Source organism: Secundilactobacillus collinoides DSM 20515 = JCM 1123, from assembly GCF_001435975.1.
Taxonomy (GTDB): domain Bacteria; phylum Bacillota; class Bacilli; order Lactobacillales; family Lactobacillaceae; genus Secundilactobacillus; species Secundilactobacillus collinoides.
Genome location: NZ_AYYR01000074.1, coordinates 72,314 through 85,706 on the forward strand (window position 1 = coordinate 72,314; position 13,393 = coordinate 85,706).

At 45.7% G+C, this 13,393-nt stretch carries 13 protein-coding genes and 1 tRNA gene; 9 read left to right on the top strand and 5 right to left on the bottom strand.

The window, feature by feature from the left end:
• Window positions 1-5: 5 nt before the first annotated feature.
• Window positions 6-788: a glucose 1-dehydrogenase gene (locus FC82_RS12050; protein ID WP_056997133.1), complete on the bottom strand. Its 783-nt coding sequence runs from the start codon at window positions 786-788 to the stop codon at window positions 6-8.
• A gap of 25 nt (window positions 789-813) precedes the next feature.
• Entirely contained in the window at window positions 814-1,599 is a 786-nt protein-coding gene (locus FC82_RS12055; RefSeq protein WP_235809232.1) for a sugar phosphate isomerase/epimerase, read from the bottom strand.
• Window positions 1,600-1,824: 225 nt separating this feature from the next.
• Here FC82_RS12055 and FC82_RS12060 point away from each other — a divergent pair, with 225 nt between their 5' ends.
• The 3 genes from FC82_RS12060 to FC82_RS12070 all read left to right on the top strand — a co-directional run bounded on the left by FC82_RS12060 (window position 1,825) and on the right by FC82_RS12070 (window position 5,249).
• Window positions 1,825-3,093 carry a hypothetical protein gene (locus tag FC82_RS12060; protein WP_056997134.1) on the top strand — a complete coding sequence of 423 codons (1,269 nt, stop codon included), beginning with the start codon at window positions 1,825-1,827 and terminating at the stop codon, window positions 3,091-3,093.
• 11 nt (window positions 3,094-3,104) lie between these two features.
• The gene (locus FC82_RS12065; RefSeq protein WP_056997135.1) at window positions 3,105-4,127 is read left to right on the top strand and encodes a lactonase family protein; all 1,023 of its coding nucleotides are present in this window, start codon (window positions 3,105-3,107) and stop codon (window positions 4,125-4,127) included.
• A gap of 102 nt (window positions 4,128-4,229) precedes the next feature.
• The gene (locus tag FC82_RS12070; protein WP_056997179.1) at window positions 4,230-5,249 is read left to right on the top strand and encodes a LacI family DNA-binding transcriptional regulator; all 1,020 of its coding nucleotides are present in this window, start codon (window positions 4,230-4,232) and stop codon (window positions 5,247-5,249) included.
• Here the strand turns inward: FC82_RS12070 and FC82_RS16755 are convergent.
• Window positions 5,232-5,495 carry a hypothetical protein gene (locus FC82_RS16755; protein ID WP_162260951.1) on the bottom strand — a complete coding sequence of 88 codons (264 nt, stop codon included), beginning with the start codon at window positions 5,493-5,495 and terminating at the stop codon, window positions 5,232-5,234. The two genes, FC82_RS12070 and FC82_RS16755, sit on opposite strands and share 18 nt — an antisense overlap.
• Window positions 5,496-5,670: 175 nt before the next feature.
• Window positions 5,671-6,027 carry a DUF4828 domain-containing protein gene (locus FC82_RS12075; protein ID WP_056997136.1) on the bottom strand — a complete coding sequence of 119 codons (357 nt, stop codon included), beginning with the start codon at window positions 6,025-6,027 and terminating at the stop codon, window positions 5,671-5,673.
• 158 nt (window positions 6,028-6,185) lie between these two features.
• On the opposite strand from FC82_RS12075, the gene FC82_RS12080 reads away from it, so the two are divergent.
• The 3 genes from FC82_RS12080 (at window position 6,186) to FC82_RS12090 (ending at window position 8,715) form a co-directional block, all read left to right on the top strand.
• Complete coding sequence (locus tag FC82_RS12080) at window positions 6,186-7,190, top strand: Gfo/Idh/MocA family protein (protein WP_056997137.1); 1,005 nt, start codon at window positions 6,186-6,188, stop codon at window positions 7,188-7,190.
• 55 nt (window positions 7,191-7,245) lie between these two features.
• The gene (locus FC82_RS12085; RefSeq protein WP_056997138.1) at window positions 7,246-8,574 is read left to right on the top strand and encodes a DEAD/DEAH box helicase; all 1,329 of its coding nucleotides are present in this window, start codon (window positions 7,246-7,248) and stop codon (window positions 8,572-8,574) included.
• A gap of 68 nt (window positions 8,575-8,642) precedes the next feature.
• Window positions 8,643-8,715, top strand: a tRNA-Arg gene (locus FC82_RS12090).
• 300 nt (window positions 8,716-9,015) lie between these two features.
• On the opposite strand, the gene FC82_RS12095 is transcribed toward FC82_RS12090, so the two are convergent.
• Entirely contained in the window at window positions 9,016-9,468 is a 453-nt protein-coding gene (locus FC82_RS12095; RefSeq protein WP_054760018.1) for a universal stress protein, read from the bottom strand.
• 179 nt (window positions 9,469-9,647) lie between these two features.
• Between FC82_RS12095 and FC82_RS12100 the strand changes: the two genes are divergently transcribed.
• The 3 genes from FC82_RS12100 (at window position 9,648) to FC82_RS12110 (ending at window position 13,006) form a co-directional block, all read left to right on the top strand.
• A complete protein-coding gene (locus FC82_RS12100; RefSeq protein WP_056997139.1) occupies window positions 9,648-10,121 on the top strand; it encodes a MarR family transcriptional regulator in 474 nt (157 codons plus the stop codon).
• A 406-nt stretch (window positions 10,122-10,527) separates the two neighbouring features.
• Window positions 10,528-11,487: an ATP-binding cassette domain-containing protein gene (locus FC82_RS12105; protein WP_054760024.1), complete on the top strand. Its 960-nt coding sequence runs from the start codon at window positions 10,528-10,530 to the stop codon at window positions 11,485-11,487.
• The gene (locus tag FC82_RS12110; RefSeq protein ID WP_056997140.1) at window positions 11,480-13,006 is read left to right on the top strand and encodes an ABC transporter permease/substrate-binding protein; all 1,527 of its coding nucleotides are present in this window, start codon (window positions 11,480-11,482) and stop codon (window positions 13,004-13,006) included. Before FC82_RS12105 ends, FC82_RS12110 begins: the two co-directional genes overlap by 8 nt.
• Window positions 13,007-13,393 lie beyond the last annotated feature (387 nt).

Here is a 13,393-nt window from a genome sequence, read left to right on the forward strand (position 1 = left end):
GCCTCCTAGCGTAAAAGATAACCACCGTCAACAGGGATGATTGTCCCAGTGACGTAGTCTGAAGCGGGGCTTGCGAGAAAGACAGCTGTTCCCATTAATTCAGATGGATCTGCCCAATGTTGAGCCGGAATGTGAGCCAGAATTTCTGTATTCCTTTCCGGGTCTTCTTGTAAGGCCTTTGTCATTGGTGTGTCGATGTAGCCTGGTGCGATTGCGTTAACTTGAATGTTTTCAGGCGCTAACGCATCGGCGTACGCTTTTGTCAGTCCTACCACCCCGTGCTTGCTGGCAGTATAAGGGAAAATGAATTTCCCAGCTCTGAATGATTGCATCGAGCCAATGTTGATGATCTTGCCGCCGCCGTTAGCAGCCATTACTTTTGCGACCGCGTGTGATATGAAGTAAACGGCATTTAAGTTCAGATTAATGACGGCTTGCCAATCTGAATCTTTATAATCCTGCCATTTTTCGCGGCGTTGCATGCCCGCATTATTGACGAGAATATCAATTTGACCAAAGGCATTCAGCACACCGTCGACAATTTGTTGCGGTGCTTTTTCATTAGTGACGTCCACCTCAAGAAACGCTGCGCTGCCTTTTGATTTTTCTGCTAGTGCCTGAACATCGTCCCAGCCTTTTTGATCGTAACTGACGATGTAAATATTGGCACCTGAGGCCAACATTGCTTTAGTGTAGTAGTAACCAAGACCGGATGCACCACCGGTAATAACGGCAGTCTTACCATCAAGTCGAAATGAATCGGTACTAAATGTTTTTTCTGTACTCATAGTTTTCCTCCAAACCCATAATCAATTAGAACTGTTTTAAAACAGCCAAATCAGCAACTAATGCTTGCGAATCGGCAGGATATTCAAGTGCAACCGGCAACGTGGTATCGAAAAGATTTAGCAACCGCTTCCAATTTAAATCACCTTTGGTAAAAGATACGGTGGCAGGTTGTTGTTTATCATCGAGGAGATAACTCTTCAGGTGAACAAATCGCGTATAAGGCAGTAGCGCTTGAGCCGATGTTTCAGCATCTTGATGAGTGAAAATCCAATTGCCTATATCGTTGACGAAGCCAATTTTTCGTGAACGGTCATTGAACTGGTCAAAGAATGCGGCCAGTTTTTTTGTATCGCTATTGGCAGCGCTTTGATCATTTTCAATGTTGAGTTGAATACTTTCCGGAATGAGGGATAGCAAGCTATCAACGAGGTGCACATCAGAATGGTCAAAATCTCCAAGCGTCATTTTGATATAGCTGGCACCTAATAACTGTGCTTCAGCAACGTATTGAAGCAAATGCAGGTTGAGTTTGTGGTCGATAAACAAATTGTCAGGCACAGAGTAAAAGAACGTCAGGCGATGATCAGCACGAATCTGGGATAATTTTTGTAATTCCGATAAGGTTTGATTTCCGTATTCACGACGTAATTCAATATTTGTCACATTGGTGTTGAGCAGATTGCTCACTAATTCTGGTTGAGCCACACCTGCATTATGATCCGATTGACTCACGAGAGTGTTTAACACGATTCTGTTTTGTAACATGTTGATTCCTCCTTTATTTTGCGATTCATGTAAACGATTAACCAAATTTAAGAACAGTCCCATCATAACGATAGGAGGGTATCATGTCAATTCGATAAATGTAGTTTAATCGTTGATATAGATAGGAAACAATATTACTAATTAAATATTTTTTAGCGCTTATTTTAAAAAATAGTTTGACATTTCACAATCATTTGCGTTATTATTAAAACGCTTTCAGGTAATCGATTAACCAAGAACATAAACTTTACCTGGATGGAGTGAAAACTCATGACTAACATTATTATTGGCTGTTTGCTGCTTATCACATTTGTTGGCTTTATTGTCTTTGTTATGCGTGGTGGCAACGTCATGATTGGATTCTTGGCGATGGCATTACTGTGGACAGTAATCGGCGGTATTCCATATAAGGTGGCAATCACCGATATTTTTTCGCAACCCGCGATGGATTATGGATCAACAATCATGGTTATTGTGTTTGGTTCTTGGTTTGGCAGGGTCCTTGTGGATACAGGGATTGCCAGCGCAATTAGTGCACAAACCGTGAAGGTGAGTCGTAAAAGACCCGTTCTTGCAACGATTTTAATCTGCCTTGTCACGGCCTTCATTTTTACGAGTTCCTACGGCGTGGGAGCGGTCATCGCGATTGGGGTTATCCTATTGCCGATTCTACAATCGCTTGGGTTATCGAAAAACGTTGCTGTTTCAGCTTTTGTGCTTTCAATTGGCGCGCCGATGTATGTGAACATTGTGATTATCAAACAACTGCAGCTCTTTTTCCCAAAGGTTATCTACAGTGCCAAATATTTAAAATTTGGGTTTAGCGCTATGGCTGTCCAAATGGTGGTTGTCATCATTTTTATCCTGTTGCACGCGAAGTCCATTCGTAAAAATGATGATGTTCAAGAGGTTGCTGATGATACGCCCAAAGTACCAAAAATTTCGTATATCTTGCCTATTTTTCCCGTATTTATGAATTTGGTTTTCCAGTGGGAACCTATCCCCGCTTTGATGCTTGCAATTTTCTTAGTGCTTTTAACAACGGGACATCTAAAAAGTTATCAATCAGCTTTAAAAATTATTAACGATACGATCAGTAAAGCCATTACTGATATTTCCGGTTTGATCATCATGCTGCTGTTTCTTACGATGTTCAGCGCTGCAGCGGTTAAAATTACTGCGCGGTTCAGTTCGTTATTGACGGGTATCGTGCCCCACAGCCCACTGGTCATTGCGTTGATTTTCGGAATTTGTGCCCCACTCGCGTTGTTTAGAGGACCGCTGATGTTTTCTGGCGCGGGCGCCGCAACGGCTGCTGTGCTTGCAGGAACTGGCTTCTTTAATCAATACTTCGGGTTTGCCATTATTTTGGTACCAACGGTTTCAATTGCAATTTCAACCTGCATCACGCAGTCATGGAACTTATGGGTCGTTGAACACGAAAAATTAGACGTTAAACAATTTCTGTGGACTGGTGTCCCGTTTGGCTGGGTGACAAGCATTATTAATTTGTTACTGGCCGTTGTGATGTTTAAGTAGGAGGATGACAGATGATTGAAAAATTAATAATTGGGACTTATTCAAGAGAAAAAGCGCAAGGAATCTATTCCGCGGATTTTGATTCTGACAGGGCAACAATTGGGCATGTTTCATTGGCAGCCGATGCAGGATCACCGACATATTTGGCGTTGAGCAAAGCAAATACACTGTACGCAATTCATCAGGGTAAAAACCAAGGCGGCCTTCGCGTGTTCACCACGCAATCAAAGCCATTCACCAAGATAGATGAACAGCTCTTATTTGGTCCATCACCGGTATATGTCATGGTCGATGATGATCGTAAGCTGGTTGTGACCTGTAACTATCGCGACGGTACAGCCACAATCTATCATATTAAGTCTGGTGGCGGATTACAGCGAACGGATAGTTTCCACCACGAGGGGCACGGTGTTTTACCGCAGCAACAGGGCCCGCACGTTCACTATGCAACGTTTACCCCTGGTGGGCTGCTTGCGATTGTGGATCTTGGCACGGACGAGATCTTGCTGTTTGAAGTCGATAAAAGTGGGCAGTTTACCCAATTAGTAACGACGTTGAAAATGCGCTCAGGTTTTGGTCCCAAAAAAATAATCTTCCTGGGTGACAAGGCTTATGTGCTTGGTGAGTTAGCAAGTCAGGTTGCTGTTTTGGACTATGATGCAATTGAACACGTTTTTCAACAACGACAGCTTATTTCAACCATTGCGGATTCTTGGCTTAACAGCAATGGTTGCGGTGGTATGCATTTTTCAAATGATGGCCGATTCCTTTATGTTTCAAACCGTGGTGAAAACTCAATTGCGGTATTTAAACGAAATGTCGCTGACGGCAGTCTGATAAAGATTCAGACAATCAGCAGCGGTGGGGACTTTCCACGTGAGTTCTGCTTAGACAAGACGCAACGATATTTGATTGTCGGGAACCACCGGTCGAATAATATTGTCGTATTTTCGCGGGATGAAAAAACTGGCAAACTCAAAGCACGCAGTAAAAGTGATGCCGTCCCGGAAGCAGTCTGTTTTGTTATTGACTGACGAGAGAAAGGACTCTTTGTGCGCTGATATTCTCATGCGATAATTAAGCTTCACTATGATATGATTTAAAGGATGAAAATTGGAAGTTGAAGCTGGGTGACAATGTTGAAGAAAAAAAGGGTTACAATTAGTGAAATCGCAAAATTAGCCGGGGTGTCAACGGCAACGGTTTCACGCTTTATTAACGGCCATTACGAAAAAATGGCACTTGAGACGCGTGAGAAAATTCAAAAAGTAATTGATGAAACAGGTTATCATATTAATCGTCAGGCACAATCTTTGAAAATTCAATCCACCCACTTGATTGGCGTCGTCGTTGCGGATATTGAAAACATTTTCTCCTCGATTTTGTTTAAAGGTGCTGATGAAGTATTTGAAACAAGCGGGTATCAGATTCTTTTGATGAATTCGGATAGCTCATTGGCACGGGAGCATGAACAGTTGCAGCGGTTATTAGATTTGCAAGTTGATGGGATTATTCTCCAGCCAATGAGTGAGAAGGCAAGCGATTACGCATATTTAAAGGCAAATGATACGCCAGTCGTAATTGTTGACCGGAAAATTATCCCTCAAACTTGGCCTGAAGTAACAACGGATAACTACGCTTATTCCAAGGTCCTGGCTCAGTTAATGATCCGAATGGGTTACGCGCGAATTCTGGTTGTCAGTGAACCACTGGCGGAAAACGCGGTACGGATGGACCGGTACCGCGCTGTTAAGGACGCAGCCATCGGCACTGATACTCAGGTAACCCATCTGGAACTTAAAAACGGTCTCACAAAAGAATTGCTATACTCAAAATTGATGACGGAAACCGATAATTTTGCAGTCAAAACGGCAATTTATTGTCTAAAGGGGACAGTTTTAATGCAGGTGCGGACTTTGCTGGCTGAATTTCATATTACGATTCCAACCGATGTTGGTCTAACCGCATTTGATGATTGGAATGTCGCGGAGCTCATGCAACCGCAGATTACGACGATTCAGCAACAGCCAAAATTAATGGGGCAGCGTGCGGCCGAGGTCTTGACGCAAGCTTTTACAGGTAAAACGGACGCGCCTCAGGTCATTCAAGTGGAAAGTCAGTTGATGGTGCGCCATTCTTTAATGGCTGACGACTGAGTAGTCTGAAAGGGAGCCGTTAGAGATCAGAATGTAAGCACTGTTAATGGGAATGGTAATCTGAGTCTTGGATTGGTCACTAACCGCGATTAGATGGACGGTTTCTGATTTCTTTCGGCTGGCTTCCGAATGCCCGCTAAGAAAGCGTGTTTTGGCCTTATCTCCTTGACTCATCATAGGCAACACAACGCAGAAACAAAAAGCGGTACTGTTCAAAGCATATGAAAGACCCCAACTAACACTCATTTGAGGGTAGTCGGGGTCTTTTAGATGACCGGAAGGGGTCGGTTGCTGTTCATTTAGGTAAAATGGATCGTCAGTACTAAAGGCACACGTTTAGAAATGATGATCGGTAATACGAATTTTTGATTCGGTCACATATTAGTCGCGCCAGCCTGAAGACCATATTTAATTTAATGCATCACTGATCCTGTACCGGTGAGATCACGTAATACACATCATCAGCCTCATCGAATAATTGCACAGGCACGTCATTATCGGCTTGAATTGTGATGTGATACCCATAGTGATCCAACAAGACCAGCGAGTCACTGGTCAGTGATTCGACTTGGGCCGGAATGGTGCGGTGGTCAATATTGACAGTTAGGTCCGGCCCGATGACCAGCGAATGAATTCGGGCGTTGTCGGAGAGCTGCAGCTGCCAGGAACCAACGAAAATAATTGGAGATACTTTTTTGCTTTGCTTGGTATGCTTTTGTTTTGGCAGGAAGCCGCGGAAAAATGATTGCCCGTTCTTCAGCATATCTTTTGCATTCATTTAACCGACCTCCTCACACGTTTGATATAAATATAACATGAATAAAAAACTGTCCCTAGCGTTTTGTACGATTTTAAGGGAAATCCAATCTAATGCGTATCATCTGAATATAATAGCTGGTATCATAATTGTAAGAGTTATTGAAGGAGGTTACAACCATGATTAAATTTGGCATTATTGGGACGAACTGGATCACCCAGCAATTTGTGGATGCTGCTCGCGCTTCAGGGGACTATCAATTAACGGCGGTGTATTCCCGCAAACAAGCGACCGCAAAGGCGTTTGGTGAACCAAACGGGGCCACACAATTTTATGAGTCTTTGGATAACTTCTTTACGGATGGTGATTTTGATACTGTTTATATTGCGTCACCTAATAGTTTACACTATCAACAAACCGTGCAAGCCATAAAAGCTGATAAAAATGTCATTATTGAAAAGCCGGCCTTTGCCACTCAGGCCCAAATGACAACGGTGCAGGGGCTGTTGGCTGAAAAACCGGCATTACACTACTTTGAAGCTGCTAGAAACATTCACACACCGAACTTTGTGGCCATTGCCAAGCAGGTTGCGGCGATGCCAACCGTTCAGGGCGGTAATTTTACCTACATGAAATATTCATCCCGGTATGATAAAGTATTAGCCGGCGAAGAACCAAATGTATTTTCGTTGAAATTTGCCGGCGGGGCGCTTCAAGACCTGGGCGTTTATCCCGTTTACGATGCCGTTGCACTGTTTGGGTTACCGCAGGAAGTGGCTTACTTCCCGCAACGAATCCAAACTGGCGTTGACGGCAAAGGGGTTGCCATTTTACGGTATGATGATTTTGACGTCACCCTTAATTTTGGGAAGACCACCAATTCGCACATGCCGTCTGAGATATACGGCTTGAAGGACACCGTTGTGATCGATGATGCTGGGGAATTGACCCATGCCAGCTACTTCGATGTTGATGGGCACGAAACAGTCATCAGCACGCCGGTTACTGACAACCCAATGCTGCCAGAGGTCAGGGACTTCGCCCGAGTTCTGAACGATCCCGAGGCTCCTGCCAATCAAGCTGATTATAAACGGTGGTTGGATCTAAGTCTGCAGGTCAATAAAGTGCTGTACAATTTACGTCAAAACGGCGGCATTGTTTTTGCGGACGAGCCAAACGACTAGTTTTGACCGCGCTTAATGAGGCACGCCAATTAATAGAAATGAGAGACTCTAATTAATGATAACTGAATTTGAAAAACGTTTTGAAAAGCTGGGCTTCGACAAATTGTCACCCATTCAAACCGCTGTGTATGAGCCGATTAAAAACGGTGAGAGTGTGCTTGGCCTGGCACCGACCGGCTCTGGGAAGACGCTGGGCTTTGTGGTACCCATGCTGGAACGCTTAGCACCTGGAATGGGAATCCAAGCGATGATTATCGCGCCGTCCCAAGAGTTGGCGATGCAGCTGACTAACGTGACGCGGAGCTTTGCCCAGCTTGTTGACCTGAAGGTGACTGCTTTAACGGGCGGCGCTAACATTAAAAACCAGTTGGACCAGCTTAAAAAACATCCTGAGATCGTGGTTGGGACGCCGGGACGAATCCAAAATCTGGCGGATGATCATAAACTGAAAATGAGCGATCTGCAGACGGTCATCATTGACGAAGCCGATGATCTTTTGGATGGTGAGACTCTTGACACTGTGCGGTATATTATGCAATCGGCACCGTCGGAAGTGCAATTAGGCTTCTTTTCAGCCACCGAGACGCCAATCCTGCAAGAACTTGAAAAATGGTTCGGTCAGCCTGTGACCCGTTACGATGTCCGTGACATTGATACCACTCAGGGTGAAGTGCGGCATGGATTGCTGAGCGTTTCAAACTTCAAAAAGGCGGGGATGCTGTCCAAACTTGCCACTGTCAAGCAGTTTAAGGGGCTGGTGTTCTTCAGTCACATGGGGTCCCTGCAGCAAGCCAAGAGCTGGCTTATCCATCATCATGCGCCAGTGGCTACCTTAACGGCCAACCAGCGACAAACGGATCGGCAAAAGGCCCTCACTGATTTTCGACTGGGTCGCGTGAAGTTATTATTGTCCACGGATGTTGCCGCAAGGGGATTAGATATTGCAAAGTTGCCGGCGGTTGTCAATTACGAACTGCCGCGTTCTGCCAACGCGTACACCCACCGGACCGGGCGAACGGGACGGATGGGCGAACCGGGGCAGGTCATCAACCTTGGCGATGACCACGATTTTCGTGATTTAAAACGGATGTTGAAAGACACGGATTATCAGTTGGTGCCGATTTACTACAACGCCCATCGACTGACCACCGAACCCTGTGTGTCTGAGTCCAGCGCAGTTCAGTCTGAAACAAGTGCATCATCGAAAACGACGACTAGCACATCAACTGAACAGGCCACTCAAAGTCAGGCGTCTGCCACCGAGAAGACTGCGCACTCTGCAGCAAGTGCGAAACCACGTCAAAACCCAGTCGCAACGCCAAAACGCCATAAGAAAAATAAGCACTCCAAGCGTAAGGGTATGCGCCATAAGCGCCAAGACTGACCCATACTCTCGCGAACACCTTTACATTCTGCAGTAACAATGAGAAAATATTGAGTGTTCGTTTTGCTGGCCCCATAGCACAACTGGATAGGGCACCCGCCTCCTAAGCGGCTGATTCCGGTTCGAGCCCGGGTGGGGTCATTGCAATTGAAACAAAGCGTGCTAGGCGTTGAACTGCCAACTTTGGGAACTTGGTTTGATTGAGTTGCCAGAAAGCGTATTTATCCAATTAATTTTCTTGACTAATCATAGGAAATTAACGGGCACAAATAATTGTGTCCTGAATAAAAAAGAAGCCATCTGAAAGTCACATTTTGACTTCAGATGGCTTCTTTTTTATATCGTAAGGGGACTCGCTCTGTCCACGGCTTAGTTTTCGGGAGTTACCCGAGGACCCGGAAATGAGCCGTCATAAACGAGCTTAGAAGGCTTGAATGGCAATTATTTAACGCTAGGCTCCGCTACGACCAACACATTCACAGTGGCGTTACGCACCACATAGGCGGTGGTTGAACCCACCAACAACCGGTCAATTGCATCTGTCCCGGATTTACCCATGATAATCAGATCAACATCGTAATCCTTTGGATATTCTGTGGCAATGACCTGCTTGGGATTGCCGTGCAGAATCTCAGTCGTGACAGGAAAGTCTTCCTTATCTGCCTGAGCCTTGCCAGCCGCCAGAATTTCGTTTGCGTGATCGGCCAATTCACTGTAGTAACCGCCGGAATTAGCGATACCCGTGCCGGTGACTTCATAAATGAGTCGCTTGTCATCAGCGACATTGACCAGGTGTAGGGTGGCGTTGAAAGTTCGCGCCAGCTTGATTGCCTCTCCCAAAGCTAACTGAGCGTTGTGACTTCCGTCTAGTGGAACGACAATGTTGTTATACATTAGGATCAACTCTTTTCTATTTTATTTACCACCTTCATTTTGAAGCAAATTGTAAGTGGTTTCAACAATTAGGTCCCATTTCTCATGAGGTTTTAAAGTTCAATGAAGTGGTCTGCATTAGCCTTAGCGGGTGATTTATGATATAGTTTCAGGTGTCAATGAAAACGAGGGATGACTGATTGGAAAAGTTAGATTTTTATAAACATCATATCGAAAATCCACTCATCAACATTATTAACACCCGCGCACAGGATAATAATTTTGAACGGCAGTGGATTCAGTTACACGTGCCTAACCGTGATTTACAGTATGCCATTTCACAACTAACGACTTTGAATTTACGCCTGCTTCAGCAGATCAAGCTTTCCGAACCCGTAACGGCCGAGGGACTGATTGCCGAGCTGGACTTGAAAATGGGGGTCATTACAAAAAATGTCAACAAACTCTCCCGGTTGGGATTTGTGACCCGTTCACACGAAGATATTAAACAGGCGACTTTTCAACTGACCAAGACGGGCAGCAAGGTCGTCACGATTCAAAACGAGCTTGGCGACTTGCTGGACCAGCAGCACGCCCGGCTGGTGGAAAAATATAGTCCAGAGGAACTCACGATTGTGGCCGATTTCTTGAAGGATCTTCAGGAAGGCCATTAGAACTATCATAAGCAAAAAACAGACCAGTTCGCTGATCTGTTTTTTTGTCAAAAAAAGGACACTTTTTGATTGGTATGTCGAAAAGCTAATGGCAACGATTGTGGTTGGTGAAACACTCAATTAAATCAGCAAATATGAGGCGTTTGGAAGAGGTTGTGAGTGGAAAAGTGGTAAGCTTTTAAACAGATGTTCGGGTAACGGCCAGTTATCCAAAGATCGCCAACGTTGTTGAAAGAAACAACGGAAAATGAGTTAACGCACCAAGCTGGCGACTGCGTCATATCAAGTGGAATTCATAATTTGTGACTGTTATACGTTTGTGTATAAGCCGATCAAATGACTGATTTCCCTGTATAAAAGCGGTTCGCTGGGATTAACTTTTAACCACTCAAGGAGGAATTGAGGGATGATAGAATATCGCGATGTGGGAATGCACTACAGTGATGACACGCAGGTGCTGCACCACATCAACTTTACGATTGAAGATGGGGAACTGTTTGTGCTGGTGGGGCCAAGTGGTACTGGGAAGACCACCGCGTTGAAGATGTTGAATGGTTTAGTCGTTCCGACGGATGGCAACATCTATTTTGACGGCAAACGAATCAAGGAATATGACATTCGAAAACTACGGTTACAAATGGGGTATGTGTTACAAAATATCAGTTTATTTCCGAATTTAACCATTGAAGATAACATTGGGATTCAGTTGGAAGAAATGAAACGACCGACTGCTGAACGCAAGCAAATTGCTGCGGACTTGCTGAACACGGTTGGGCTGCCGGCAGAGAAGTATGCCCACCGGATGCCATCGGAACTTTCCGGCGGAGAACAGCAGCGTGTCGGCATTATTCGGGCGATTGCCGCCCGACCTAAAGTAGTGTTGATGGATGAACCATTTAGTGCCTTGGACCCTGTGTCGCGGCATAATCTGCAAGATCTTGTACTGCAGATTCACCAGAAGTATAACTCAACGATTCTCTTCGTGACGCACGACATGAACGAGGCCCTGCGCCTTGGGGACAGAATCGGCGTCATGGCGGAGGGCGATATGCAGCAGATTGCCACGCCGCAAGCTCTGTTGGACCACCCGGCAAACGATATTGTTCGGTCATTTTTCTCTGGCATTTCTAAGACGGACAAACCGGTTGTTGAGCTGTTGAAGCAGGCACAGACCTGCACGGTTATCGATGAGTCCGAAGCCCAGTCGCTGCCGCAAGTTGACGCGCTCATTACCACTGCGGATCTGGTGACCACGTTGCGTCAGCATCCCGATGGCGTGGTTACTCACAGCGGTGGGCGTTTGTTTAAAATCACAATGGATGACCTTCTGGACTTTTTAGCTGCGGGAGGTGAGGCCCTTGTTTAAACAAATTGAAGAAGTGTTACGCACCCAGAGCGGTCAGATTTGGCAGGCCATCGGCGAACACATTGCCATCTCCTTGATTTCGTTGCTGATTGCATGCCTGATTGCGATTCCCTTGGCGATTGCGCTGATGAATCATCACCGGATCGCCGAATTTTTCCTGCAGGTTGCCGGTGTGTTCCAAACGATTCCCAGTTTAGCAATTTTGGGAATTCTGATTCCATTTGTCGGTATCGGAACTGTTCCTGCCATCATCGCACTGGTCATTTATGCCATCATGCCGTTGTTTCAAAACACATATGCGGGTTTAACCGACATTGACCCGAGTTTGGAAGAAGCGGCCACAGCGTTTGGGCTGTCCCGCAGTCGAAAACTCTTTCGGCTTGAGCTGCCGCTCGCGATGCCGATGATCCTTTCGGGATTGCGAATCGCGACCGTCATGATCATTGGAACGGCCACTTTAGCAGCCCTGATTGGCGCTGGCGGTCTGGGAACTTATATCATTTTAGGGATTGAAAACAATAACAACGCGCTCCTACTTATTGGGGCGGTGTTATCAGCCATTTTGGCCATTGTTTTCAGTGCATTGATTCGGTTGCTGGAACGGGTGCACTTCACAAAACGCGGGGTCATTGTGACCCTCTGCGTATTCCTGATTGCTTGCGGAGCCGGTGCGTTTAAATACTTCGCACCGAGCCGGCAGACGATTACCATTGCTGGCAAAATGGGCAGTGAACCTGAAATTCTCATTAACATGTACAAAGATCTGATCCAGCAAGAATCACCAAAAACTAAGGTGGTCGTGAAGCCCAACTTCGGTGGGACGAGTTTTCTGTTTAAGGCACTGGAGAGCAAGCAAATTGATGTTTACCCAGAGTTTACAGGGACTGTTCTGCAGGCCATCGTGAAGGAGAAGGGGAAGACGCCGCACAATCCTGAAGTCACTTACAAAAAGGCGAAAACGGCGCTCGCCAAGGATAATCAAATGACTTATCTGAAACCGATGGCGTATCAAAATGGCTACGACCTTGCCGTTAGCCGCAGCTTTGCGAAGAAGTACCATCTTAAAACTATCAGTGACCTTGCAAAGGTCGGCGACAAGGCAACCGCGGCCTTTGACCCGGATTTCTACCACCAAGCAGATGGATATCCGGGGCTGAAGAAGGCTTATGGGTTGCACATCGGCACGGTAAAAACGATGGAGTCCAGTATTCGTTACGAAGCCATTGCTGACCACCGGGTAAAAGTGGTTGACGGTTACACGACCGACCCTGAAATTCAGAAAGATCACCTTGTTGTTCTAAAAGATAACAAGCATTTCTTCCCACCTTATCAGGGCGCACCACTGATGACGACAACGTTTGCAGATCGTCATCCTGAAGTGAAGCGGGCACTGTCAAAATTGGCTGGCAAGATTACGACGACTGACATGCAGAAAATGAATTACGATGTCACATTTAAACATGAAAAAGCTGCCACGGTGGCGCGTCATTACCTGAAGACACATGGGCTGCTGAATTAAAGGCGTATCACAAGACGTTTTAATGGCCGAGCAGACTTGTCTCCTAGTCACGTTCAACCTTACTCAACCAGTCGCGACTCAGTTGCCCAGAAGGTCTCACGAAAATCAAAGGTTTGATTGATCCTGCGAAGCTGCGGGTGACAAAAGGCCGGTTTAATCATAGAAAATAAGGCACCCCAGACAAAAATCCCGAAGTTGGATTTTGTCTGGGGTGCCTTATTTGGTTGCACTCAGTCGCTTTTGAACGGTTATCACGGATTTACTGGGCGTCCAAAAAAACATCAAGCTGTTTACAGAAAAGAAAACTTCTTGTCCTAGTCGTATGGCTACTGTCAACAGGTTTTTGTATTATGCAATAGCCGAAATCACATTGTGGAACGAATATGC

Coding starts and splice junctions, on each gene's coding strand:
- FC82_RS12085 (WP_056997138.1), top strand. CDS start 7,246: ATGATAACTGAATTTGAAAAACGTTTTGAAAAGCTGGGCTTCGACAAA.
- FC82_RS12060 (WP_056997134.1), top strand. CDS start 1,825: ATGACTAACATTATTATTGGCTGTTTGCTGCTTATCACATTTGTTGGC.
- FC82_RS16755 (WP_162260951.1), bottom strand. CDS start 5,495: ATGAGTGTTAGTTGGGGTCTTTCATATGCTTTGAACAGTACCGCTTTT.
- FC82_RS12065 (WP_056997135.1), top strand. CDS start 3,105: ATGATTGAAAAATTAATAATTGGGACTTATTCAAGAGAAAAAGCGCAA.
- FC82_RS12075 (WP_056997136.1), bottom strand. CDS start 6,027: ATGAATGCAAAAGATATGCTGAAGAACGGGCAATCATTTTTCCGCGGC.
- FC82_RS12080 (WP_056997137.1), top strand. CDS start 6,186: ATGATTAAATTTGGCATTATTGGGACGAACTGGATCACCCAGCAATTT.
- FC82_RS12095 (WP_054760018.1), bottom strand. CDS start 9,468: ATGTATAACAACATTGTCGTTCCACTAGACGGAAGTCACAACGCTCAG.
- FC82_RS12050 (WP_056997133.1), bottom strand. CDS start 788: ATGAGTACAGAAAAAACATTTAGTACCGATTCATTTCGACTTGATGGT.
- FC82_RS12105 (WP_054760024.1), top strand. CDS start 10,528: ATGATAGAATATCGCGATGTGGGAATGCACTACAGTGATGACACGCAG.
- FC82_RS12070 (WP_056997179.1), top strand. CDS start 4,230: ATGTTGAAGAAAAAAAGGGTTACAATTAGTGAAATCGCAAAATTAGCC.